Source organism: Caballeronia sp. SL2Y3 (assembly GCF_022879575.1).
GTDB lineage: Bacteria > Pseudomonadota > Gammaproteobacteria > Burkholderiales > Burkholderiaceae > Caballeronia.
Genome location: NZ_CP084260.1, coordinates 245,832 through 270,510, shown reverse-complemented (window position 1 = coordinate 270,510; position 24,679 = coordinate 245,832). Strand labels below are relative to the sequence as shown.

At 63.6% G+C, this 24,679-nt stretch carries 20 protein-coding genes; 5 read left to right on the top strand and 15 right to left on the bottom strand.

The genetic code is table 11. From position 1 onward, the window contains the following. Positions 1–11 precede the first annotated feature (11 nt). Both LDZ26_RS01330 and LDZ26_RS01325 read right to left on the bottom strand, forming a co-directional pair. Complete coding sequence (locus tag LDZ26_RS01330) at positions 12–1,490, bottom strand: amidohydrolase family protein (RefSeq protein WP_244847842.1); 1,479 nt, start codon at positions 1,488–1,490, stop codon at positions 12–14. Between the two features lie 2 nt (positions 1,491–1,492). Next, entirely contained in the window at positions 1,493–2,380 is an 888-nt protein-coding gene (locus tag LDZ26_RS01325; protein ID WP_244848817.1) for a MurR/RpiR family transcriptional regulator, read from the bottom strand. A gap of 140 nt (positions 2,381–2,520) precedes the next feature. Between LDZ26_RS01325 and LDZ26_RS01320 the strand changes: the two genes are divergently transcribed. Next, positions 2,521–3,795 carry an amino acid deaminase gene (locus LDZ26_RS01320; protein ID WP_244847841.1) on the top strand — a complete coding sequence of 425 codons (1,275 nt, stop codon included), beginning with the start codon at positions 2,521–2,523 and terminating at the stop codon, positions 3,793–3,795. On the opposite strand, the gene LDZ26_RS01315 is transcribed toward LDZ26_RS01320, so the two are convergent. Together LDZ26_RS01315 and LDZ26_RS01310 are read right to left on the bottom strand one after the other, a co-directional pair. Beyond that, on the bottom strand, positions 3,792–4,256 hold the full coding sequence (locus tag LDZ26_RS01315; RefSeq protein WP_244847840.1) for a MarR family winged helix-turn-helix transcriptional regulator: 465 nt from the start codon (positions 4,254–4,256) through the stop codon (positions 3,792–3,794). The two genes, LDZ26_RS01320 and LDZ26_RS01315, sit on opposite strands and share 4 nt — an antisense overlap. Before the next feature lie 20 nt (positions 4,257–4,276). Next, on the bottom strand, positions 4,277–5,872 hold the full coding sequence (locus LDZ26_RS01310; protein ID WP_244847839.1) for an MFS transporter: 1,596 nt from the start codon (positions 5,870–5,872) through the stop codon (positions 4,277–4,279). 106 nt (positions 5,873–5,978) lie between these two features. Here LDZ26_RS01310 and LDZ26_RS01305 point away from each other — a divergent pair, with 106 nt between their 5' ends. Next, positions 5,979–6,827: an EcsC family protein gene (locus tag LDZ26_RS01305; protein WP_244847837.1), complete on the top strand. Its 849-nt coding sequence runs from the start codon at positions 5,979–5,981 to the stop codon at positions 6,825–6,827. Here the strand turns inward: LDZ26_RS01305 and LDZ26_RS01300 are convergent. The 3 genes from LDZ26_RS01300 to LDZ26_RS01290 form a co-directional block, all read right to left on the bottom strand. Beyond that, positions 6,797–7,717 carry an alpha/beta hydrolase gene (locus tag LDZ26_RS01300; RefSeq protein WP_244847836.1) on the bottom strand — a complete coding sequence of 307 codons (921 nt, stop codon included), beginning with the start codon at positions 7,715–7,717 and terminating at the stop codon, positions 6,797–6,799. The two genes, LDZ26_RS01305 and LDZ26_RS01300, sit on opposite strands and share 31 nt — an antisense overlap. A 36-nt stretch (positions 7,718–7,753) precedes the next feature. Beyond that, complete coding sequence (locus LDZ26_RS01295) at positions 7,754–8,200, bottom strand: CHRD domain-containing protein (RefSeq protein WP_244847835.1); 447 nt, start codon at positions 8,198–8,200, stop codon at positions 7,754–7,756. Between the two features lie 165 nt (positions 8,201–8,365). Beyond that, positions 8,366–9,541, bottom strand: a complete 1,176-nt coding sequence (locus LDZ26_RS01290) for a porin (protein ID WP_244847833.1) — start codon at positions 9,539–9,541, stop codon at positions 8,366–8,368. A gap of 432 nt (positions 9,542–9,973) precedes the next feature. Between LDZ26_RS01290 and LDZ26_RS01285 the strand changes: the two genes are divergently transcribed. Beyond that, positions 9,974–10,909: a LysR family transcriptional regulator gene (locus tag LDZ26_RS01285; protein ID WP_244847832.1), complete on the top strand. Its 936-nt coding sequence runs from the start codon at positions 9,974–9,976 to the stop codon at positions 10,907–10,909. A gap of 7 nt (positions 10,910–10,916) precedes the next feature. On the opposite strand, the gene LDZ26_RS01280 is transcribed toward LDZ26_RS01285, so the two are convergent. The 6 genes from LDZ26_RS01280 to LDZ26_RS01255 form a co-directional block, all read right to left on the bottom strand. After that, the gene (locus LDZ26_RS01280) at positions 10,917–13,856 is read right to left on the bottom strand and encodes an ATP-binding protein (RefSeq protein ID WP_244847830.1); all 2,940 of its coding nucleotides are present in this window, start codon (positions 13,854–13,856) and stop codon (positions 10,917–10,919) included. A gap of 173 nt (positions 13,857–14,029) precedes the next feature. Then, entirely contained in the window at positions 14,030–14,680 is a 651-nt protein-coding gene (locus LDZ26_RS01275; RefSeq protein WP_244847829.1) for a response regulator transcription factor, read from the bottom strand. A gap of 92 nt (positions 14,681–14,772) precedes the next feature. Then, positions 14,773–15,453, bottom strand: a complete 681-nt coding sequence (locus LDZ26_RS01270) for a response regulator transcription factor (protein WP_244847827.1) — start codon at positions 15,451–15,453, stop codon at positions 14,773–14,775. Between the two features lie 120 nt (positions 15,454–15,573). Beyond that, positions 15,574–16,206 carry a response regulator transcription factor gene (locus LDZ26_RS01265; protein ID WP_244848816.1) on the bottom strand — a complete coding sequence of 211 codons (633 nt, stop codon included), beginning with the start codon at positions 16,204–16,206 and terminating at the stop codon, positions 15,574–15,576. Between the two features lie 459 nt (positions 16,207–16,665). Continuing rightward, positions 16,666–17,190, bottom strand: a complete 525-nt coding sequence (locus LDZ26_RS01260; RefSeq protein ID WP_206467456.1) for a single-stranded DNA-binding protein — start codon at positions 17,188–17,190, stop codon at positions 16,666–16,668. Positions 17,191–17,306: 116 nt separating this feature from the next. Continuing rightward, the gene (locus LDZ26_RS01255) at positions 17,307–18,509 is read right to left on the bottom strand and encodes an MFS transporter (protein WP_244847826.1); all 1,203 of its coding nucleotides are present in this window, start codon (positions 18,507–18,509) and stop codon (positions 17,307–17,309) included. 275 nt (positions 18,510–18,784) lie between these two features. Here LDZ26_RS01255 and uvrA point away from each other — a divergent pair, with 275 nt between their 5' ends. Together uvrA and LDZ26_RS01245 are read left to right on the top strand one after the other, a co-directional pair. Beyond that, positions 18,785–21,658: an excinuclease ABC subunit UvrA gene (gene uvrA / locus LDZ26_RS01250; protein ID WP_244847825.1), complete on the top strand. Its 2,874-nt coding sequence runs from the start codon at positions 18,785–18,787 to the stop codon at positions 21,656–21,658. Between the two features lie 63 nt (positions 21,659–21,721). Then, a complete protein-coding gene (locus LDZ26_RS01245) occupies positions 21,722–22,810 on the top strand; it encodes an AI-2E family transporter (RefSeq protein WP_244847823.1) in 1,089 nt (362 codons plus the stop codon). A gap of 79 nt (positions 22,811–22,889) precedes the next feature. Here LDZ26_RS01245 and purU read toward each other — a convergent pair whose 3' ends face one another. Both purU and LDZ26_RS01235 read right to left on the bottom strand, forming a co-directional pair. Continuing rightward, positions 22,890–23,759: a formyltetrahydrofolate deformylase gene (gene purU, locus LDZ26_RS01240; RefSeq protein ID WP_244847822.1), complete on the bottom strand. Its 870-nt coding sequence runs from the start codon at positions 23,757–23,759 to the stop codon at positions 22,890–22,892. Between the two features lie 40 nt (positions 23,760–23,799). Further along, on the bottom strand, positions 23,800–24,645 hold the full coding sequence (locus LDZ26_RS01235) for an NUDIX hydrolase family protein (protein WP_244847820.1): 846 nt from the start codon (positions 24,643–24,645) through the stop codon (positions 23,800–23,802). Positions 24,646–24,679: the final 34 nt, after the last annotated feature.

Below are 24,679 nucleotides of genomic sequence, written 5' to 3'. Positions count from 1 at the left end.
CGCAATAAGTCTTAAAACGCGCCGGCCGCATCCAGCTTCGATGCCGCGCCGCGCGCCACGAAACGTCCCGCGCGCTCGCCGGTAAGCGCCGCCTCGCGATACGTCAAAACGCCATTCACCCAGACCGCGTCGATGCCATCGGCCGCCTGCTCGGGCTTCGCGAACGTCGCGGCATCGCGCACGCGCTCGGGATCGAACACCACGAGATCGGCGTGATAACCCACCTTCACTTCGCCGCGCTCCGTGAGCCCGAAACGCCGCGCCGAGAGACTCGTCATCTTGCGCACGGCCTCTTCCAGCGCGATCAGCGCCGTGTCGCGCGCATAGTGGCCGAGCACGCGCGGAAACGCACCCCACAAGCGCGGATGCGGCAGCGGATCGTTCGGCAGGCCATCGGAGCCGACCATCGTCGCGGGATGCGACAGGATGCGCCGCACGTCGTCCTCCGACATGTTGTGATACACGGCGCCCGCCGGTTGCAGGCGCTTTGCGGCTTCGTGCTGGCTCACGTTCCATTCGGCCGCAACCTCGCGGATCAGCTTGCCCGCCATTTCCGGATGCGGCGTCGACCATGTGATCGTGATGTCGATATCGCCCGTCACTTGTTTGAGGTCCAGCGTCGACGAACTGCGGTTATACGGATAGCAGTCGCAACCGACCGGCCGTCCTTCGCGGACGGTTTCGATCGACTTAAGCACTTCGACGCTGCGCCCCCAGTTCGACGGCCCCGCGCATTTCAGATGCGAAATCACCACCGGCACGCGCGCATGACGGCCGACGCGGTACGCCTCGTCCATCGCGTCGAGAATGGCGTCGAACTCGGTGCGCATGTGCGTGGTGTAGAGCGCGCCCGCTTTCGCGAGCGGCTCGGCCAGCGCCTGGACTTCCTCGGGCGGCGCGTTGAACGCCGATCCATACGCGAGCCCGCTCGACAAACCCAGCGCGCCGTTGTCCAGCGCCTCTTCGAGCTGCGCGCGCATGCCGGCGATTTCATCGGCGGTCGCGGCGCGGTCGAGCCGGTCCATGTGGTTGTTGCGCAGCGCCGTATGGCCGATCAGCGCGCCGACGTTCACAGCCGGATGGGCGTCGTTCACTGCATAGACGTACGCCGCGAAGGTCGGATAGCGGAACGCGGCGGCGTCGCCGAGCAGGTTCATCGGATCGGGCGGATCGCCCTTCAGCGTGACCGGCGACGCGCTGATCCCGCAATTGCCGACGATCACCGTCGTCACGCCCTGCGTGATCTTCGGCATCATCTGCGGCGAGCGGATCACGTGCGTGTCGTCATGCGTGTGAACGTCGATGAAACCGGGCGCGAGCACTTTGCCCTTCGCGTCGAACACGTCGCCTGCGCTCCAGTGCGACAAGCCGCCCGGCGCTTCCATTGCGACGATGCGGCCGTCGCGCACCGCGACATCGCGCTCGACGGCGGGCGCGCCGGTGCCGTCGATCACGCGCGCGCCGACGATCAGCGTGTCGCCCTTTTCCATGATCAATCTCCCAAAGGTTGGCGCTCGCCGCCGCCGCGATGCGCGTCGAGCGCGTGTTTCATGCGGCGCAGCAGTTCGCGGCTGCGGTCGGCCTGCTTCACGGCAAGTTCGGTGACAAGCAGGTCGAGCGCCATCATCATCGCGTAGCGCGACGACGACGGCTTGTAGATGAAGTCCGTTTCGATGGCGATGACCGGAATGAGCCAGTCCGCGAGCGCGCCGAGCGGCGAAGCGGGCGCCGTCAGCGCGACGACGCGCGCGCCGTATTCGCGAGCGAGCCGGCAGCTTTCCACCATCTCGGGCGTCTGCCCCGTCACCGAAAGCGCGACGACGACATGCTCCTTCGACAACGTCGACGCGACCATGCGCTGCAACAGCCCGTCCTGATAAGACGCGACGGGCCGCCCGAGGCGAACCAGCCGAAAACGCATCTCGTCGGCGAGCGCGGTCGAACCGCCGCCCATGCCGAACACGTAGATCATCGACGCGGCGGCGAGGGCATCGGCGGCTTCGGCGACCGGCGCGGCGCGCAGCGCGCCCTGATTCTGCGCGAGCGTTGTCTGCACTTCCTCGAAGATGCGCGCGGCGAGCGAGTCCGGCAACGCGTCGGGCTCGCGCTTGAGGAACCGCTGGCCGACCGCCGCCGCTTGAGCGAGCCGCAGCTTCAGCTCGCGCACATCTTCGCAACCGACGGCTTTTGCGAAGCGCGTGACCGTGGCAATGCTCACATCGGCCTGCTCCGCGAGCGCGCCGATGCTCGCCCGCGACGCGCCCGTGAGATCGTCGAGAATCAGCGCGGCGACCTTGCGCTCCGCGCTGCGCAGCAGTGGCGCGCGCTCGGCGATGCGCGCGACGATATCGGAGCTCTGCGGATCGGCGGGGCCGTTCATGGTGTCGGGTTTACTCGGGGCGCGTGTTACTAAATAACAATTCAACGCCGATCCTACTTTGGGTACCATAGTGCCGTCAACCGTGAAGGCTTTCAAGCGCGTACACAAACGCATCTATTCGGACGATGGAGCAGCAGCACATGAAAGTTACAAACTATCAGAGCGCGACGATCGACCCGTTCGGCAAGGGTCTCGGCATGGTGCCCGGCACGAGCATCCCGTTGGGGGAAGCCGGCCGTCTGCAATGGAATCTGCTCGAAGAAGACGTGAGCCTGCCCGCCGCCGTGCTGTACGCCGAGCGCATCGAGCACAACCTGAAGTGGATGCAGGCGTTCGTCGAGGAATACGGCGTGAAGCTCGCGCCGCACGGTAAGACCACGATGGCGCCGCAACTCTTTCGCCGTCAGCTCGATACGGGCGCGTGGGGCATCACGCTGGCGACCGCGCATCAGGTGCGCGCGGCGTATCGCGGCGGCGTGCATCGCGTGTTGATGGCGAATCAGCTCGTCGGCAAGCGCAACATGGGCATGATCGCCGAGTTGCTCACGGATCCGAGCTTCGAATTCTTCTGCCTCGTGGATTCAGCCGATGGCGTCGATCAACTCGGCGCGTTTTTCACGGACGTGCGCAAGAAGCTGAACGTGCTGATCGAAATGGGCGTGCCGGGCGGCCGCACCGGCGTGCGCGACGACGCGCAACGCGAAGCCGTGCTCGCCGCGATTGCGCGCTGGCCGGGGGTGATCGAACTGGCGGGCGTGGAGTTGTACGAAGGCGTGTTGCAGGACGAATCGAAGGTGCGCGAATTCCTGAAGAGCGCCGTCGATGTCACGCGCAAGCTGATCGACGAGGGAAAGATCGCGCGCAAGCCGGCGATTCTGTCCGGCGCAGGATCGGCGTGGTATGACGTCGTCGCGGACGAATTCGCGAAAGCGACCAGCGATGCTATCGAAGTGGTGCTGCGCCCCGGCTGCTATCTGACGCACGACGTGGGCATCTACAAAAAGGCGCAGAACGAGATTTTCGCGCGCAATCCCATCGCCAAGAGCATGGGTCAGGGGCTGAAGCCCGCGCTTCAGTTGTGGGCCTACGTGCAGTCGATTCCTGAGCCGGACCGCGCGATCATCGGGCTCGGCAAGCGCGATTCCGCGTTCGATGCGGGCATGCCGGAGCCGGCGAAGCACTATCGTCCGGGCGCGGACGCGCCGCGCGACGTGTCGCCGGAGGAAGGCTGGGAGATCTTCGGCCTGATGGACCAGCACGCGTACATGCGGATCAAGCCCGGCGACGACGTGAAGGTCGGCGACATGATCGCGTTCGACATCTCGCACCCGTGCCTGACGTTCGACAAATGGCGGCAAGTGCTCGTCGTCGACCGGAAGTATCGCGTGACCGAAGTGATCGAAACGTTCTTCTAAGCCTTGTCGTCGGCGGTGGCCGCCGCGCTCGCCGCGGCCACTTCCTGAATGCGCGATTCGAGCATCTGGAGCGCGCCGGATAATGCTTCGATCGCGTCGTCGGGCATCGAGGCCATGGTGTCGTGCAGAAACGCGTTGCGGCGCGGCAGGCCCTCTTCCGTGGCGGCGCGGCCCTGCGCCGTCAACGCGACATTCGACACGCGATTGTCGCGCGCATCGACGCTGCGCACGATCCAGCCGAGCGATTCCAGCGTCTTCAACTGCCGCGTGAGCGCGCCCGGATCGACGCGCAGCCGCTCAACCAGCGCCTTCTGCGACAGCACGCCCGCGTGCTCGTGCAGCGCGAGCAGAATGCGCCAGCGCGGCATCGGCTGGCCGACCGCCAGCTCGAACGCCGACATGAACGCGCGATACGTGCGCCCGAACTGTTGCACCACGGCGATCCGATCCTGTTCGTTCATGCTTGTGCTTCCCTTGATCGTCATTCGGCGAGGATGACCGGTTCAGCCTGGCGTTTCAAGCGCACGAGCGGCACCCGGCGCGATTGCCATACCGACACCACCGCCACCACCGCCGCGACAGCGAGACCGATGTGGATCGCCGCGACCAGCGCCTCGCGCGCCGCTTCGAGCAGCATCGCGCCGTTGTGGCCTGCCGTCGAGAGTTGGGCGAGCAGCGTCTGCTGTCCTTCGTGGTTGATGAGAATCTGCGGGTCGGAGAGGTCGGCGAACCAACGCATCGCGTGATCCCGCTCCAGCGCGAGGCTCACGCCGCTCGCGTACAAATGGCTCACGAGCGTGCCGGTCAGCGCGGTGCCGATCATCCCGCCGATCATGCGCAGCGATTGCAACAGCGCAGTCGCGATGCCGAGATGCTGGCGGCCGGCCGTCTGTTGCGCGAACACGGTCAGGTTCGGCATCACGAAGCCGAGGCCGAGACCGCCGAGCAGCATGAAGACGAGCAGCAGCGCGCGCGGCATCGTGTGCGTCGCGACGACCACGCCGAGGCACGACACGGCGAGGCATCCGAAGCCGATGTACAGCATGCGGTTCGGGTTCGACAGCCGCGTGACGATGCGCCCGTTCAGAATGCTGCCGATGGTGATGAACACCACGAGCGGCGTAATCATCATGCCCGCGCCCTGCGGCGACATCCCGAAGCCGCCCTGAAACAGGAGCGGCGCGTAAAAGAGCAGCGAGAACATCGTGAAGCCGCCGAGAATCGCAAGCGTAAAGAGCGCCGCGAGACTCTGGTTGCGGAACATGTCGATGGGAAGGATCGCGTAATCGCAGCGCATTTCCCACTTCCAGAGCGCGAAGCCCGCGGCGGCGCTCGCCACGAGCAGCGTCGCCGTCTCCAGGCTCACGCCATGCTTGGGCAACAGTTCGACAAACAATTGCAGCGCGCCGAGCGCAACGGCAATGAGCACCGCGCCGGGCCAGTCGAGCCGCATCTTGCCTTCGTGCGCGACATGCCGAAGATGCGGCAGAAAGCGCCACACGAAGAACAGCGAGAGCACGCCGACCGGGAGATTCACGTAGAAGACGGAGCGCCAGCCGTAGTACTGCGTGAGGAAACCGCCGAGCGACGGCCCGACCGCGTTTGCAATGCCGAACGCCGACGACATCAGCACTTGCCAGCGCAGGCGCACGACGTTGTCGGGAAAGAGATCCGCGATGCACGCGAACGCCGTCCCGACCAGCATGCCGCCGCCGATGCCCTGCAAGCCGCGAGCGAGCACGAGGAACATCATGCTGTTGGCGAGCCCGCACAGCACGGAAGCAACCGTGAACACGACGATCGACGCGATCACGAACGGCTTGCGGCCGTAGTAGTCGCCGAGCCGCCCGAAAATCGGCACCGTGATGACGGACGTCAGGAGATAGGAAGTCGCGACCCACGCGTAGAGGTCGAAGCCCCTAAGCTCCGCGACGATGGTCGGCAGCGCGGTGCCGACGACCGTCTGGTCGAGCGCGACAAGCATCGTCACGAAGGAGATGCCCAGCATCGCCATGAGGGACTCGCGAAACGGGAGGACCTGCCCGCTCGAATGATGCGCGGCTGTATGAACGGCCATTTTTTGTAAGAGCAATGATTGACTAGTCAACTTAAATGGAATCATAGCACGGTGCCGCGCTCTAAGCTGCGTGGTCAATCACCCTTTTAGGATCAAGAAACGACGCATGGAACCGACGCCCATCATCACCTCGCCGCTCACGCCGGAGGACTTCGCCGCCCTCTCCCGCGCCAAGGAAGCGCTCGAAAGTCCGTCGCTCACGATGAAGCTGGCGAGCGTGATCGGCGCGCCCATCGAGAAGCTGATGGGCCGCCTGCCCGCCGCCGCGCAGGAAAAAGTCGACGAAGCGACGCAACTCGCGCTCAAGAAATGCCTGCAACTCGCGCTGCGAACGCTTGGCAAGAGCGCGCCGGCCGGTTCGCTGCTCGCGCCGCCGCCCGACAAGCCGAACAACCTGCTCCACAAGCTCGCGGTCGCGACGACCGGCGCGGCGGGCGGCGCATTCGGCCTCTTCGCGCTGCCGGTCGAGTTGCCGGTCACGACCACGCTGATGTTCCGCTCGATTTGCGATATCGCCCGAAGCGAGGGCGAGGACGTGCATCGCGTGGAAACGCAGTTGCAATGCTTGATGGTGCTCGGCATGGGCGGCACGCGTAAGGACGACGACAACGCCGATCTCGGCTATTTCATCGTGCGCGGCGCGCTGGCGCAGTCCGTCTCGCGGGCGACGAGCGAGATCACGGCGAAGGGGCTGAGCGGCCACGGATCGACGGCGCTGCTCAAATTTTTGCAGACCATTGCCTCGCGGTTCTCCGTGCAGGTCAGCGAGCAGGTGGCGGCCAAGTCGATCCCAGCGATCGGCGCGGTGCTCGGCGCGATGGTCAACACCGTCTTCATCGATCACTTCCAGCAGATGGCGCACGGTCACTTCACCGTGCGGCGGCTCGAGCGGCAATATGGCACTGCGGCGGTCGAACGCGCGTATCAGACGATCGAAGTCATGGGCAGCCGATGATGCGGCGCGGGCGCGCCGGTCACGTCGTCGATAAAACGGGCGGCGTGCGCGAGCGCCTGCCGCGCTTCGGGCATGAACGGCGCCCAGATCGGGAAGATATGCGGCACGTTGCGCCAGATCTCCAGATCGACGCGAACGCCCGCCGCTCGCGCCTTCTCCGCGACGCGCGTGGAATCGTCGAGCAGGAGTTCAGTGTCGGCGGCCTGTATCAGCAAGGGCGGCAAGCCGTCGTAATCGCCGAAAAGCGGAGACGCATAAGGATGCGCGGCGTCGGCATCGCCCAGATATTGCGCGGCGACCTTCGGGAAGACGGCGGCGTGGAACATCGGATCTCGGCCCTCGTTGCTCGTCATCGACGCGCCGCTGCCCGTCAGGTCCGCCCACGGCGAAAAGAGCACGGCGCCTGCCGGAAGCGCGTCGCCCGCATCGCGCAAGGCAAGCAGCGTCGCGAGCGCGAGACCGCCGCCCGCCGAATCGCCGGCGATCACGATGGTTTGCGGCGCGGCATCGGCGAGCAACGCGCGGTAGGCCGCGACGGCGTCATCCACTGCGGCCGGAAAGCGGTGCTCGGGCGCGAGCCGGTAATCCAGCGAGAACACATTGGCCTGCGCGCGCACAGCCAGCCCGAAACTGATCGCGCGATGACTACGCGGTGAGCAGAAGTAATAGCCGCCGCCGTGCAGATACAGAATCGTTCTGCGCGATGCCGCCGAGCGCAGCCATTCACCGTTCGCGCCGACTTCCAGTTGCCAGCCCTTCGGCACCGGCGGCGACCATAGCCGGCGCGACGTGTACGCGCGGGCGCGCTCGACATCGAGCACGGGCTTCGCGGTCTCCGGACGCATCCGGCGCCGCAAGACCCAGCACGCGAATGCGCTTTGCCAACTCATCGCGCGCGTTCCTGTCCTTCGATTTGGCGGTTCACGTCAGTTCGACGGCATGACCTGACCGCGAATTTCGCCGGTCGGATTCTCTTGCGTGTGGACGTTGAAGTACCACTGCCCCGCCATGAGATCGGAAACCTGCTGTTCCGTGAGCGTGGTCTTTCCTGACATGGGACTGGCAAGGGCGCCCTTATCGACGGGAACCTGCACTTTCGCGTTCTGCCCGACCGGCGCGGGCCCGTGGAAGTGCCCCATCGTGACGGGGCCGGAGAGGTCGGCGTACGTCGCGGTCCAGGCGAGCTGCCTGGTATTCGTGTCGAAAGTGGCGTCGAGCGTGCCGTGGCCTTTGCTCACGCGCGGCGGCACTTCGCTCGACGGCTGAAGGTTCGCCTTCAGCGCGACGGTGTCGGCATGGGCGATGGTAGATGCGAGCATCGCGGCAACGATGGCTGCGCAGTAGAACACATGCGGCTTGCGTGTCGAGATCATTTCCCGGTTCTCCGTTTTCATGGCGACGCGTCGGCCGCGTCTTATGGTAGTGCATTCGGAGTCGGGGCGCAGTTGGCAGCGGACGAGCCACCCGCAGATGCGAAAAGGGCGCCTCGCGGCGCCCTTCTCTGCTAGCTAGCTACAGCTCGATACTGCCGAGACTGCTTAGAAGCGGTGACGGATACCCGTCGTCACGAGAACCTGACGGCTGCTCGACGATGCACCGCCCGGCGCGCCGTTGATGCCTGCGAAAGGCATCACGCCTTCCGGCAGACCGCTCGCGATCTGGAACACGCCTTCAGCATAAATGTCGGTACGCTTCGACAGAGCGTAGTCCGTCTGGAGGCCGAACTGGTGGAAACGGACGCGCGTCGAATCGCCGTTGTGCAGGGCGTCGTCGAACTTCGCGTTCGTGAACGTGTAGGCAGCGCCCAGCGACAGCGCCGGCGTCAGCGCGTAACGGCCGTTCACTTCGTAGTTGTTGATGATGTTCGAACCGACGTTGAACGTGTTGCTGTCCTGACGCGTCTGCGTCCACAGTGCGCCGAACGTCAGCGCGCCGATGGAGTAGCTGCCGCCTGCGCCGAACGTACGATGGCGATCGATACCAGCGAAGCTGATTTCACTGCGGTCGAGGTTCGGAACGTCGACCGTCGCGCCCGTGATTGCACCCGTGCCCGAACCGCCGTTCTGGAAGTTGGCTTGCATGTATGCCGCGCCGAGCTTCAGGCCGGCGTTGGCATAGCCCGCACCCAGGCTGTACGCACGGTTGGCTGCGAAGCTACCGGCAGCGTTCGAGAACGCGTACAGGCCGCTGAACGTCAGGCCAGCGTAGTTTGCGCTCTGGAACTTGACCGAGTTGTTCTCACGGAACAGGTCGCCGTTCAGGTTGTCCAGGTTGCCCGGATGTGCGAAGTACGTACCGCCCCACGTGCCGCTCGCGCTGAGCGGGCCGAGGTAGTCGGTCACGGAGTCGGTCTGGTGGCCGAGCGTCACGGTGCCTGCGTTCGTCGACAGACCGACGTAAGCCTGGCGACCGAAGCCATTACCGCCGAGGTTGCCGCCGTTCGCGACGTCGAAGCCATTCTCCAACGTGAAGATCGCCTTCATGCCGCCGCCCAGATCCTCGGCGCCGCGCAGGCCCCAACGGCTCATTTGCACGTTGCCGCCGCTCATGCTCCACGAGTTGGTCTTGTAGTTGTCGGCGCTTCGCGGTGCTTGCACGTTGTTCACGAACGTCAGGCCCGCATCGACCAGGCCGTACAGCGTAACGCTGCTCTGCGCGCTCGCGGCAGTTGCGAACGATGCGGCGACGGCCGCAACAATCAGAGTCTTCTTCATTGTGTGTTCCTTAGAAAGAGTCTTACGACTCGATAGGGTTGCTCGCGGCGTCTCGACATGTCGGGAGTTGTCCCGCCGTATGCCTTTCACCGATATTCGGCAGCCCAAAGTGTATGGCTCGCCTCTGCGGCGACCAGCCCAAGGACACACAAAAATCTTTTCGAACAATTCAAAAAATGGAATTTCAATATGAGTAAACGCTTAGGCTTCTTGCACTTACCACCGCACTGAAATGTTGCCGCGCGCGCCGGTCCGTGCGTTCAGTTGCGGACATGCGACAGTGGCCCGAACACCACAGGCGTAAACAGTCGGACTCCTCTGATTACCCTTAATCTTGTGCCCCATTAACATCGCGCACGCGAGAGCGGCGCATCTTCCGCTCGTCAACATCAGGGAAAGAGCGTCCCGCATCGCTCGGCAAACCGTCTCACCATGAATCAACTGCAAGCGATGCGCGTCTTCCTCAAAGTCGCCGAAACCGAGTCGTTCGGGCGCGCGGCGGCGGCGCTCGATCTTTCCAATGCGGTCGTCACGCGCTACGTCTCGCTGCTGGAGGCGCATCTCAATACGCGCCTTTTGAACCGCACGACGCGCAGCGTGTCGCTGACCGAGGCCGGCAAGAGCTACGCCGAGGGCTGTCGCGCGGTGATCGAACAAGTGGAGACAATCGAGGCATCGGTTGCGAACAGTTCCGTCGATCCGTCGGGGACATTGAAGCTCGTCGCGTCCGCATCGTTCTCGTTGCTGGAACTGACGCCGATGCTGCGCGCCTTTCGGGACCGCTATCCGAGCGTCAAGCTGCGTTTGACGCTGCTGCACCGCCCGGTGGACCTCGTCGATGAAGGGTTCGACGCCGGCATTGTCGTGCCGCATCTCGTCAACAGCGGCACGCTCATCAGCCGACCGCTCTTCAAGGTCGCGGCGGCGGTCGTCGCCTCGCCGGAATATCTGGAGCGCCGCGGCACGCCCGCGCGTCCGGCATCGCTTGCCAAGCACGACTTCCTTGCGCCATCAGCGGACATACACGGCTCGACGTGGACCTTCACCGGTCCTTCCGGCGTATCGGAAGAGGTCTCGCTAGACCCGGCGTACACGGTGAACAGCTCGCCGATGTTGCGTCAGGCTGCGATGTCCGGCATGGGCATCGCCGTGCTGCCCGAAAGCTACGTCGAGCGCGATATCCAGGCCGGCGCCCTTGTGCGGCTCTTCGCCGGCTACCGGCTCAGGGATGCGGACAAGGAAGTATCCATCGTCTATCCGGGCCGCAGGCATGTCTCGGCGAAGACGCGTTCATTCGTGGACTTCGCGTTGTCGTATTTCCGGGACCGCGCGCCTGTCGAAGCGGGCCTCGTCCCGGCATCCGGGTAAGCCGTGCTTACGCGAGTGCGGCGCACTGCGCTTCGATGCGCCCGAGCAATTCGGTGCATCGATCAATCAGCGCGAGCCCTTCGCGCCGCCTGACCTCACGGCTCTTGTTCGGCAGATCGCGCCGGAATTCTTCGAGCGCATCCAGCAACGGCCTGTATTGCAGCACGCTCGCCGCGCCCAGCACACGGTGATGCCATTCGCGCAGATGCTCGATGGTGCCGCGCTCCAGCAACGGCTCGAGCGCTTCGAGGTCGTCGCGGAACGAAGTGACGAAGGCATCGAGCAATGCCTTCACGGTGGCCTCGCTGCCCCAGAGCTGCGCCATGCCGCTCAGATCGAGTTCGGCGTCGCGGTCCAGCCTTCTGTCCGACGCGCGATGCATCTGCGCTTCGTGTCTGCGCTCGCGACGCCCCGACGCCTTCCAGCGGTTCAGATGCTCGCGCAATGTGGCGAGCCGCGTCGGTTTGACGAGGAAATCGTCCATGCCGGCTTCGCGGCATCGCGTCGCCTCGCTCGAACATGTGCTCGCCGTAATGGCGAGAATCGGCAAGTGACGCCCCGTGCCCCGTTCTTTCGCCCGCACGCGCCGCGCCAACTCGTAGCCGGTCATGTTCGGCATATGGCAATCGGTAATCAGGAAACCGTAACGTGTCGTCTCCAGAGCGGCCAGCGCTTCTGCTCCGTCCTGCACGACATCGCACGCAAAGCCGAGCAGCGAAAGCTGATGCCGGATGAGTTCCTGATTCACGGGATGATCTTCCGCGACGAGCACGAGCTTGCCTTCGTGCAGCGCATCTTCGCGGCCCGGCGCTTCCATGCGCGTCTCGTGGCCGAGCGTGCCGTGCGCCGCAACTTGCGGCATGCCCGTGAGCGCCGCCACGCACGCCGCGCCGAGGCCGCGCCACGATAGCGGATTCACGCTGACGCGAATGTCGTCTTCCAGAATGCGATAGCCCGTGGGCTTCGGCTTCTCGGTGACATGGATCACGCGCGAGCCGAGCCGCAGCGCTTCTTTACGCGTATCGCTGAAAAAGACGAGATCGACGCCATCGAACGTCGCGAGCCGGCGCAAGCGCGGATCATTTGGTTCCATCCGCTCCAGTTCCAGTCCGAGCGCCTGACCGTACCCGAGCAGCGCCGCCGCGACACGCGAGTCGTCGATCGCGACGATGCCGCGCCTCCCGCGCAAGCCTTCCATTTGATATTGCTGAGTCTCGACCGGCACCTTGAGCTGGACGGTCATCGACGTGCCGACGCCCACTTCGCTTTGCAGCGTAAGCGTGCCGCCCATGAGGTCGACGAGCCGGTAGCAGATAGTGAGTCCGAGCCCTGTGCCGCCGAAGCGGCGCGTGGTCGAGGTTTCGGCCTGCACGAAAGGTTCGAAGAGCCGCGCCTGCGCTGTGGGATCGATGCCGATGCCCGTATCGCTCACGCACAGTTCGATAACTTGTTCGGATGCAGACTGTTCGACCGCTCTCACGTGCAGCGAAACTTCGCCCTTGATCGTGAACTTGATCGCATTGCTCATCAAATTGAAGAGAATCTGACGCAGGCGCACGCTGTCGCTGCTAACGCGCGCCGCCACATCCGGCGCGACGTCCACGCGCACCCTCAAGCCCTTTTCGTGCGCCCGCCCGGCGAGCAAGCCGACGGCACTGTCGACGAGTTCGCGCAAGTCGATCGGCGTGGATTCGATGTCCAGCCGCCCCGCCTCGATCTTCGTGTAGTCGAGCAGGTCGTCGAGAATTTGCAGCAGCGCGCTAGCCGAATCCTGAATCATGCCGAGCATTTGCGACTGGTCGGGATTGAGCGGCGTGTTCTCGATGACCTCGACGAGTCCCAGCACGCCGTTCATCGGCGTGCGGATCTCGTGGCTCATCATTGCGAGGAAATCGTCCTTCGCGCGCGAGGCGGCTTCGGCCGCATCTCTCGCACGGGCAAGCTCCTCGGCACGCGCGTGCTCGACGCTGGCGTCGGCCCAATAGCCGCTCCAGACGACCGAGTCGTCGTCTTCGCGATGCGCGACGAGATCGGCGCGTATCCAGCGCGTGACGCCTTTCACGGTGGAACGGAATTCGGTGTGCACGGGGTCCAGCGTGCGCGACGACGCTTCGATCTCGCCGAAGAGCCGCCCGCTGTCTTGTGCGTCGACGTGCTGCAGAATCGTGGTCGGATCGGCGGCGAGCGCCGCGAGGTCGAGGCCGAGCAGCTGCCGCGTGTCACCGTCGATGTACGGGAGGCTGTATTTGCCGCTGCTCGTGCGGCGCAACTGGAAAACGACCGCCGGCAGGGATCGCGTCACGTCGTGAAGGCGCTGCTCGGTCTGGCGCGCGTGCATTTCGGCATCGCGAATGTCGGTGATGTCGATCATCGTCCCGACGACGCCCATGCGCTCACCGTTGGACGCCGAAAACGCGCCCGTCCAGAAGAGTCCGTAACGCGAGCGGCCGCGATTATCGACGAATTCCGCCTCGACTTCCTGCCCCTGGCCTGACTGCAGCGTAGCGGCGGAAATCTCGTTCACGATCCGGCTGTGTTTCTCGCCCCACGCCCCCGCTTCGATGCTCGTGCGCCCGATGACGTCCTCGCGCCGCACGCCGAGCGCCGCTTCGAACGCGCGGTTCACCGCGATGTATCGGTTCTCCATATTCTTCGCGACGAGCGGATACGGGACCACTTCCATCATCGTCTGCTGGAAGCTCAACTGAGTCGCGAGACGCTGTTCCGTCTCGATGCGACGGTTCATCTCACGCTGAAGAAGGATGAACGCCCTAAGCGTGACGGCCAGAACGGCCGCGACGCCGATCAACACCGGCAGCAAACGAAGGGCACTGACGTCCCAGACCACCGCAAGCGGCGCGCTTGCAGGCCGCGACTGCGCCGCACCGGACGCGAAGCATAGCGGCGAGACAAGAAAGCCGACGACGAACCAACAGCGTGCGAGCAACGACCTCAATTCGACCCTCTCCGAAAATGCGCGCTCCGATGGGCTGCCCATGGGGCAGACTGCACCGAGCAATCTCGACGACCAACTTATGAGTCTGATCGTGCGAGCAACAGAGGAAAATCAGAGGCGTCCGAATTATTTCTTATGCCGCTCCGAAAAATGCGGAATCTCGCTCATACGAGCCCGACTTGACGCAAGTATTCGACGAGTTCGGTCTCCGACTCGAGGCCGAGCTTGCGCATGCCACTGCGCTTCTGCGTAGCGATGGTCTTGCTGCTTCGGCCGAAGCGCTTGGCGATTTCATGCACGAGCAGGCCGCTCGCGTACAGCCGAAAGACTTCCCACTCACGCTTGCTCAGGACGCCGGCTAGCGCCGGCACCGTACCCGGTAGCCGAGCGACCGCTTCGTCCACCGAAGGCGAGAGGAAGCAGCGACCTTCCCGGGTGACAGATATGGCTTCGAGAAGGCATTCGAGGGAGTCGCGCTTGTCGACGATGCCGTTGATCCCCAATTGAATCAAGCCGGCCAACATCCGGTTATGCGACATCATGGTGACGACGATCACGCGGGGCCGGGTTTTCTGCCACAGGAAACGCTTAAGAAAGGCGATCGAATTGCTTTCCCCGTCGATACCTCTCATGCCGATATCAGCAAAGACGTAATCGCAAGGCACGGAGCCGACCGCCTCGGCCAACTGCGACGAATCTTGCGCAGTGGCGACCACTTGAATTGCACCGTCCCGCTCCAGAAACGTCGTGATTCCCTTGACGACTGCGGGATGATCGTCCGCGACAATGGCCCTCAGCGGCGAATGTTTTCTCATTTCGTCTTATTGGTCTCATAGCGAGTAGCCGGCCATTGGACGGCGGTGCGCTCCCCACACTCGCTTTTATTCTTGGCGATTACTGCTTGCTCTCAGAGCAGATCGCTGTCGGCAATGAATCGGTAAAGATCGGCGTCTGTCGACAAATCGAGTTTGCGCATGGCCGCGCATTTCTGAGCGCTGATGGTCTTCACGCTGCGGTCGAGTTCTTTCGCGATTTCCGTCACGTTCGCGCCTCGCGCATAACGCTCGATGACTTCGAGTTCCCGCGTGGTCAGGCGCTGCCGGATGAAGCGGGCGCGGCTCTCGACACTGGCCACCGCCATGGTTCGGCGGACCGCCGGACCAAGGTACGTTTCGTTCGCGATGGCCGATACGATGGCGACGTACACCAGATCGAGCCGGTCTTCCTTGCTCAGGAACGCGTGCGCCCCAGCGTCCAATGCTTGCCTGACAAGTGCCGCATTATCATTGCGTGACAGAACGATGATGCGGACGTCCGGATAACAATGCGCGATGTGCTGGATGAGTTGAATGCCGTCTCCGTATCGGCCGCCCGGCATATAAAAATCCACGAGCGCGACATCACAATCGCCGCGTGCCAGCGATTCATCCAATTGCGTGGAATTGGCGCTTCGGCTGACGACTTCCACGTTGGGGAAGTTCGCCGCAAGCCGCTCAATTGCCAGAATGACGAGCGGGTGGTCGTCCGCTATCGCCAACCTTATCCGCCTTGCACGCGAGAAGACCTCGCTACCATTCCCGAATTCCATCGACACAAACCCTTAGTTATGAAGTCCGACAAGCAGACCTGATCCCGAATATAAGCATCGGGCACCACCCCCCCAAAAGACATAAGATGCATCTGAATTGGAAATGCTGCCCTACGCAAATCAGCATAGTCCGCGTGCTCGCACGAACGCGAAGAGACCGGGATCGTTCTTCACGCCGAGCTTGTTCATTGCATCGCGTTTTTGTCGGCTGATGGTGCGCACGTCGCGCTGCAACTCTCTCGCGATCTCGGTGATGGAGCGGCCTTTCGCGAATAGTTTGACCACTTCGATTTCCCTCGGCGAGAGGCGCGGCGCATCGGGCGAGGAAGGCGTTTCGGCGCCGGCCTCCGCGAGGGCCGCGCGAAACGATGCGCTCACGTAGCGGCGGCCAACACTCGCTTGCTTCACGGCGGTCGGCACAAGCTCAATGGGTTCGGCCTTGTCCACGAGGCCCATTGCGCCGGCATTCAAAATCGAGCGAAGAATGGCGACATTGCTGACGCTGGTCAGCACGACAATGCTTATGCCCGGCCAATCCTGTCTGACCTTGCGAATCAAGCAGAGCCCGTCCTGGGCGTCGCAGCCCGGCTCGGGCATGGCGAAATCGGTGACGAGCACGTCGCACGGCGTCTTCCGTAGCTCAGTAAGCAAACTACTCGCATTTCTCGCTTCGCCAATCACGCACAATCCTTCGTCCGCATTGATAAGCGCCTTCATTCCAAGGACTACGAAAGGATGGTCGTCGGCCAACACTACACGAAGCATGAATAGGCCCCCGGTTATCTCTATGTTTTAGTGGCGCCTTTCGACGCGCGAGCCATCGAAACGCCGCCGATGTGCGCGCGGATTAGCGCAATGACGCGCTCGGAAAACCAAACGCCTGCCCGAGCGGCGCTATTCGATTTGACTTGCTTTCAGACTTGCGTTTCCGCAATAAGATGACCAAACGCAAACATAGCTCTCTCAGTATTACAGAATATTTCCCATCAAAATAAGATGTGCGCTAATTCCAAACCATCGGACTACTCCGATTACGCCCGATTTGAATATATGCCGAATGACAGCGATTCACCCGGCGACGTTCTAATCGCCGCCAGTAAATAGCAAATGCCCGTCGGAATTTGCCAAAAAACACTGAGAGAAATAAAAAACGGGCCTCCTGCCAGAAGCAGGAGACCCGTTTTCTCGATGCGTCGCGCGCCGGAGCGCTTATCAGAACGGAATGTCGTCGTCCATGTCGTCGAAGCCGCCGCCGGCAGGCGCGCTCGGGCGGCTCGCGCCGCCACCGGAACCGCCCGCGCGTCCGCCGCCCGAGCCGGAAGGCGCCCGGCCTCCGCCGCCGCCGGAGCGCTCCATCGGCGCGCTGCGGCTGTAGCCGCCATCGTCGCCGCCGCCGGCACCGCCGCGTCCGCCCAGCATTTGCATCTGGTCAGCGACGATTTCGGTCGAATAACGCTCTTGTCCCGATTGATCGGTCCATTTGCGCGTGCGGATGCGGCCCTCGATGTACACCGACGAGCCCTTCTTCAGGTATTCGTTGACGATTTCAGCGAGCCGCCCGAAGAACGCGACACGATGCCACTCGGTGAGCTCTTTCATCTCGCCGGACGCCTTGTCCTTGTAGCGGTCGGTCGTCGCGAGACGAATGTTGGCCACGGCGTCGCCGCTCGGAAGGTAGCGCGTTTCCGGGTCCGCGCCCAGATTGCCTACGAGAATGACCTTGTTGACAGATGCCATGATTTCTCCGGTTGATTCTTTGCCTACTATCAGCCGTGCGGCGCTGTTCGCGCAGGCGTCGCTCTCATGCGAAGCCGGACAGCACGTCTGATTCGATTCAGATGATTAAACGTCTCTTAAGCCGCGCGCCCGGCTTTGCGCGGCGGCGGCTTCATCCACATTGCAACGACAAGCCACGCCAGCACGAGCGCCGAGCACGAGAAGAAGACCGCGCTCGGTCCGTCCAGCTTCAGGAGCCAGCCGCCGACCACCCCGCCCATGGCGAGGCCGATGGACTGCGTCGTGTTGTACACGCCCGCTGCCGCGCCCTTTCGCGTGCCCGGCGCGAGCTTGGACACGAGCGACGGCTGCGATGCCTCCAGCACGTTGAAGCCCAAAAAGTACACGAACAGAATCGCGGCCACGGACCATAGCGTATGGGGAGCCACGCCCAATAACAACTGTCCGAACAGGATAAGCCCGATTGCACCGAGCATGACGGCCTTCATCTTGCCGCGCTTCTCGGCCGCGATGATCGCCGGCACCATCATGACGAAAGCGAGCCCCATGACCGGCAGGTAGATTTTCCAGTGCGACGCCACGGGCAGTCCGCCCGCCTCCAGAATGCGCGGGACGACGAGGAAGAGCGCCGTCTGCGTCGCGTGCAGGACGAGCACGCCGAAGTTCAGGCGCAGCAGTTCGACGTTATGCAGCACTTCGCTGAAGGGCGCCTTGACGTGCACCGGGCGCGTCGGCGGATCGGGGACGATCCAGAGCACGACGCCAACCGCCACGATGGACAGCGCGCCGATCACCGTGAAAAGCCCGCTCATGCCGATCCAGTGAAAGAGAATCGGCGCGCCGACGATCGCCACCGCGAACGACACGCCGATGCTGCCGCCCACCATCGCCATGGCTTTCGTGCGGTTTTCCTCGTGTGTCAGATCCGCGATGAACGCGATCACCGCCGACGACACCGCGCCCATGCCCTGAATCACGCGTCCGGCGATGATCCACGCCATGGAATGCCCGACGGCCGCGACGAAGCTGCCGATTGCGAACACCAGCAGCCCGAACGCGATGACCGGCTTGCGCCCGAGCTTGTCGGAGATCCAGCCGTAGAAGATATAGAGCATCGACTGCGTGACGCCGTAAGCGCCCAGCGCAATGCCGACGAGCAGGACGTTGTCGCCGCCGGGAATCGTTCTCGCGTAGATGGAGAACACCGGCATGATCATGAAGAGACCGAGCATGCGCAGCGCGAAGATGGCAGCGAGCGACACGGTCGCGCGCAATTCCGGCGCGGAGAGACGTGCGGACGTGGCAGACGGATTGGACATCAGAGACGGGAAATGAATGAGGGTCGCGTCTGGCCCGGCCTGTTGCGACGTCAGGCGCGGCCGCCTTGTTCTTGCTCGAAACGGCACCATATGCAGAGGACGACCCGGCGCGCATGGCCGCTGCCCGCTGCGCCGGCAAGACCGCCGCAAGGCCCGCGGCAGGTGGCCTGGGGCCGGCCCGCGGCACGGGGTGCGCGGGCGCCGCGCCCTGCAAAAGTCGTTATAGTAGCAGGTTTGGCCCCCCCTCATTCCCCGCTCGTCGCCGGAACAAACTCGTGGAAGAAATTCGTATTCGTGGGGCTCGCACCCACAATCTGAAGAACGTCAGTCTCGACTTGCCGCGTCACAAGCTGATCGTGATTACGGGGTTGTCCGGGTCGGGCAAGTCGTCGCTCGCGTTCGATACGCTTTACGCCGAAGGCCAGCGCCGTTATGTCGAGAGTCTGTCGGCCTACGCGCGGCAATTTCTACAGCTGATGGAAAAGCCGGACGTCGATCTGATCGAAGGTTTGTCGCCGGCCATTTCCATCGAGCAGAAAGCCACGTCGCATAATCCGCGTTCGACGGTCGGCACGGTCACCGAGATTCACGATTACCTGCGTCTTTTGTATGCGCGCGTCGGCACGCCGTATTGTCCCGACCATCTGATTCCCTTGGAAGCGCAAAGCGTCTCGCAAATGGTGGACGCCGCGCTCGCGCTGCCGGAAGAAACCAAGCTGATGGTTCTCGCCCCCGTGGTCGCGGACCGCAAAGGCGAGCATGTCGAACTGTTCGAGGAAATGCAGGCGCAGGGCTTCATCCGCTTTCGGATTCGCTCGGGCGGCGGCACGGCGAACGAAGGCGTCGCGAAAATCTATGAAGTCGATTCGCTGCCGAAGCTCAAGAAGAACGACAAGCACACGATCGACGTGGTCATCGACCGGCTGAAAGTGCGCCCCGACATGAAGCAGCGTCTCGCGGAATCGTTCGAGACGGCGCTGCGCCTCGCCGACGGCCGCGCGATCGCGCTCGAAATGGACACGGACCACGAGAAGCTCTTCAGCTCGAAGTTCGCGTGTCCGATCTGCTCGTACTCGCTGCAGGAACTGGAGCCGCGCCTTTTCTCGTTCAACAACCCGATGGGCGCGTGTCCCCAATGCGACGGACTCGGCCAGATCACGTTTTTCGATCCGAAGCGCGTGGTCGCGCATCCGTCGCTGTCGCTGGCGGCGGGCGCGGTGAAGGGCTGGGATCGGCGCAATCAGTTCTACTTCCAGATGCTGCAAAGCCTCGCTGCGTTCTACGAATTCGACATCGACGCGCCGTTCGAGGAACTGCCGGAGAAGGTGCGCAAGACGCTGCTCTACGGCTCGGGCAAGCAGGCGATCCCGTTTTCGTACATCAACGAGCGTGGCCGCGCTTCGGTGCGCGAGCATGCGTTCGAAGGCATCATCCCGAATCTGGAGCGGCGCTACCGCGAGACGGATTCGACCGCCGTGCGCGAAGAACTGGCCAAATACCAGAACAATCAGCCCTGTCCGACATGCGATGGCACGCGCCTGCGGCGCGAGGCGCGCTTTGTCAAAGTGGGCTCGGGCGACCAGGCGCGCGGCATCTACGAAGTGAGCGGCTGGCCGCTGCGCGACACGCTCGGCTATTTTCAGACGCTGCGTCTGGACGGCGCGAAGGGCGAGATCGCCGACAAGGTCATCAAGGAGATCGTCGCGCGGCTGTCGTTCCTGAATAACGTCGGGCTGGATTACCTGTCGCTCGAGCGCAGCGCGGAGACGCTCTCCGGCGGCGAGGCGCAGCGCATCCGGCTCGCGTCGCAGATCGGCTCGGGGCTGACGGGCGTGATGTACGTGCTGGACGAGCCGTCCATCGGCCTGCATCAGCGCGACAACGACCGTCTGATCGATACGCTCAAGCATTTGCGCGATATCGGCAACTCGGTGATCGTCGTCGAGCACGACGAAGACATGATCCGCATGGCCGATTACGTGGTCGACATGGGACCGGGCGCGGGCGAACACGGCGGTGTGATCGTCGCGGAGGGCACGCCGCTGCAGGTGCAGAAGGACCCGAACTCCATCACGGGGCAATATCTGTCCGGCAAGCGCACGATCAGCTATCCGGAAAAGCGCAATGCGCCGGACGAGCGGCGGCTGCGCATCGTCGAGGCGCACGGCAATAATCTGAAGCATGTCACGCTCGATCTTCCGGTCGGCCTGCTGACATGCGTGACGGGCGTCTCCGGCTCCGGCAAGTCGACGCTCATCAACGACACGCTTCAGCACGCGGTCGCCCAGCATTTGTATGGCTCGTCGACGGAGCCGGCGCCGTACGAATCCATCGAAGGTCTGGAGCACTTCGACAAGGTGATCGCCGTCGACCAATCGCCGATCGGCCGCACGCCGCGCTCGAATCCGGCCACTTACACCGGCTTGTTCACGCCCATTCGCGAACTGTTCGCGGGCGTGCCGGCGGCGAAGGAGCGCGGCTACGAAGCGGGCCGCTTCTCGTTCAACGTCAAGGGCGGACGCTGCGAAGCCTGTCAGGGCGACGGCGTGCTGAAGGTGGAAATGCACTTTCTGCCGGACGTTTATGTGCCTTGCGACGTGTGCCACGGCAAGCGTTACAACCGCGAGACGCTCGACATCCAGTACAAAGGCAAGAACATCAGCGAAGTGCTCGACCTCACGGTGGAAGCCGCGCACGAGTTCTTCAAGGCGGTGCCGGTCGTCGCGCGCAAGTTGAGGACCCTGCTCGACGTGGGACTCGGCTACATCCGCCTCGGCCAGTCGGCGACGACGCTTTCGGGCGGCGAAGCGCAGCGCGTCAAGCTTTCGCTGGAACTGAGCAAGCGCGATACCGGTCGGACGCTATATATCCTCGACGAACCGACGACCGGCCTGCACTTTCACGACATCGCGCTCTTGCTCGAAGTGATTCACCGGTTGCGAGATCAGGGCAACACGGTCGTCATCATCGAGCATAATCTGGACGTGATCAAAACCGCCGACTGGGTAATCGACCTCGGTCCGGAAGGCGGCGCGGGCGGCGGGCAGATCATCGCGCAGGGGACGCCGGAGCAGGTCGCGAAGTCGAAGGCGAGCTTCACGGGCCGCTACCTCGCGCCGCTGCTTCAGCGTCCGAAGTCGGCCGCCTGACAACCGCCGCAGCCCGGCGGCAAGAACAACCGTGGTAGGCAGCAGCGAAAAGGGAACGCAGTCATGGGGAAGCGCAACGAAGCGGCCAACGAGGAGCGACGCGTACGGGACATGCCGGCGCGCCCCGTCAGGCTGACGAGCGACATGAGCCTGCCCAAGCTCCCCGCCGTGGAGATCGGCAGTTACATCGCGGCGTTCCTCGCCATGTTCCTCGTGCTGCATCTCAAGCTGCTGGGCGCGCTGCTTGCGGGCATGCTCGTGTTCCAGCTGGTACACATGATCGCGCCCGTCATCGAGCGGCACGTGATGAGCAAGGGCGCGCGGCTGATCGCGGTCGTGCTGATCTCGGCCATCATCATCGGCGGGCTGACCGGCCTCACCATTGCGACCATCGAGCATTTCGAGCACGACGTCCCGAGCCTGCAGCGGCTGCTGGACCAATTGGTGAGCGTCACGTCGCATGCGCGGCTGCGCGTGCCGGACTGGATCGCGAATTATTTGCCGGTCGACGCCGGCCAGATGAAGGAGCGCGCCGCCGAACTCATGCACAAGCACGCCGAGCAGTTGCAGGAAGGCGGCCGGGACATGGCGCGCGGCTTCGGGCATATTTTGATCGGCATGATCATCGGCGCGATCATCGCGGTGGGCGCGCCGAAGCAGACGCATCGGCTGCCGCTATCGACGGCGCTCGTCACGCGCGTCTCGCGTTTTGCCGACGCCTTCCGCCGCATCGTGTTCGCGCAGATCAAGATTTCGGCGATCAACGCCGCGTTCACCGCGCTCTATCTTCTCGTCGCGCTGCCGCTCTTTCACGAACGCCTGCCGCTCTCCAAGACGCTCGTGTTGATCACGTTCATCCTCGGCCTCTTGCCCGTGGTCGGCAATCTGATCTCGAACACCATCATCGTCGCGATCTCGTTTTCGGTGTCGTTCGGCACGGCGGTCGCGTCGCTCGCGTTTCTCATCGTCATTCACAAGCTCGAATACTTCCTGAACGCGCGGATCATCGGCGGGCAGATCGAGGCGCGCGCGTGGGAACTGCTGCTTGCGATGCTCGCGATGGAAGCCGCGTTCGGTCTGCCGGGCGTCATCGCCGCGCCCATTTTCTATGCGTACATCAAGCGCGAGCTGATCTATCTGCGGCTCGTCTGACCGCCGCCGCCCAAAAGCAAAGAAGCCCGCTCGATCCGAAGATCAGCGGGCTTTCTTACTTTATGGCACCTAGCAGCGTCTAGCGGAACACGACCGTCTTGCTTCCGTTGAGCACGATCCGATGCTCCACATGCCATTTCACCGCGCGCGCGAGCGTCACGCACTCGACGTCGCGGCCGATCGCCGTCAACTGATCCGGCGTCATGCTGTGGTCCACGCGTTCCACTTCCTGCTCGATGATCGGGCCTTCGTCGAGATCCGTCGTCACATAGTGCGCGGTCGCGCCGATCAGCTTCACGCCGCGATCGAACGCCTGATAGTACGGCTTCGCGCCCTTGAAGCTCGGCAGAAACGAATGGTGAATGTTGATCGCGCGGCCGGCGAGCTTGTCGCACATGTCCGGCGACAGAATCTGCATGTAGCGCGCGAGCACGACGAGATCGGTATCGTGCTGGTCGATGATCTCCATCACGCGCGCTTCCTGCGCGGCCTTCGCCTGCGCGGTGCCGCCGTTGAGCGGCAAGTGATGGAACGGAATGTCGTAGCTCGCGGCGAGCTGATAAAAATCCTTGTGGTTCGAAACGATCGCCGGAATCTCGATCTGCAATTGTCCCGTGCGATAGCGGAACAGCAGATCGTTCAGGCAATGGCCGATTTTCGACACCATGATGACGACGCGCGGCTTCGCCAATGCATCGTGCAATTCCCAGCGCATGCCGAACTCATCGGCGAGCGTGGCGAACGACTTGCGCAGCGCCTCGAGGCCGGGATCGCCGCCCACTTCCTGAAAATGCACCCGCATGAAGAATTCGCCGGTGCGGCTGTCGCCGAATTGCGCCGAATCCAGAATGTTCGCGCCGAGATCGAACAGAAAACCGGAGACGGCATGCACGATTCCCGGCCGGTCCGGGCACGACAACTTCAGGATAAAACTATGTTCGGTCGACATGAACCGGTTACTCCTTCCTCAATGCGTTGATGCTCGATGTTCAAACGGGCGGCGGCGCGTAGAGCGCCTCGATGCCCTGGCAGGCGTCTTCGTCGATCCAGCGATGGCGCAGCAGGCAGTCGAGCGTGGCGAGGCTCGCATCGACGGTCATCTCGCCTTCTTCGATCCAGCGCGCGACTTCGTCGATGCTCGCCTCGCGATGCTCGGCGACTTCTCCATCCTGATTGCGCGGCGTGAAGTCCGGCGGCAGCGCGATGTCGTACACGAAGATCTGTTCCGCCTGCGTGCCTTCCGGCGCTGATTGCAGTACGTGGAACGTGCCGCCGGGCGTCGCGGTCATGGCCAGTTTTTCGGGCATTCCCGCTTCTTCCCAGCACTCCTTGGCGAGCGTCGGCATCAGCCCGTAACCCCAGCCGACGCCGCCCGCCACCACGTTGTCCAGCATGCCGGGATCGGTCGACTTGGTGTGGCTGCGCCGCGCGATCCAGAGCCGCGGCGCGCTATCCCGATATTTTACGATGCCGTTCACATGCACCGCGTAAGTGATCGTGCCGAAGAAGCGCGACGCCGCGCGCTCGATGAACGCGAGCGGCGCGGCGTCGAAATGATTGCGGATCGCGTAGGTTTCGTCGCGCCAGCCGGGAATGATGCCCTCGGCGTGCAGCGCGGCGATGACGGTGGCGAGCGCCGCGGTGCGCGCGTCGATACCGCCGAGCGACGGATTCAGGCGCACGTCGGCGTCGCCGACCACGAACGTTTCCGGCCAGCGCGCGAGCAAGTCGACATCCGTCCTGCGAATCCAGCCGACGCGTTCATCGCCGATGAAGAACGGCACGTGCGCGGCGGCGTCGAAGCGGCGGGCGGCGACGAGGCAAGGCAAAGTCATGAAGGCTCCGGCGGGACCGTGGCAAAGAAAGACC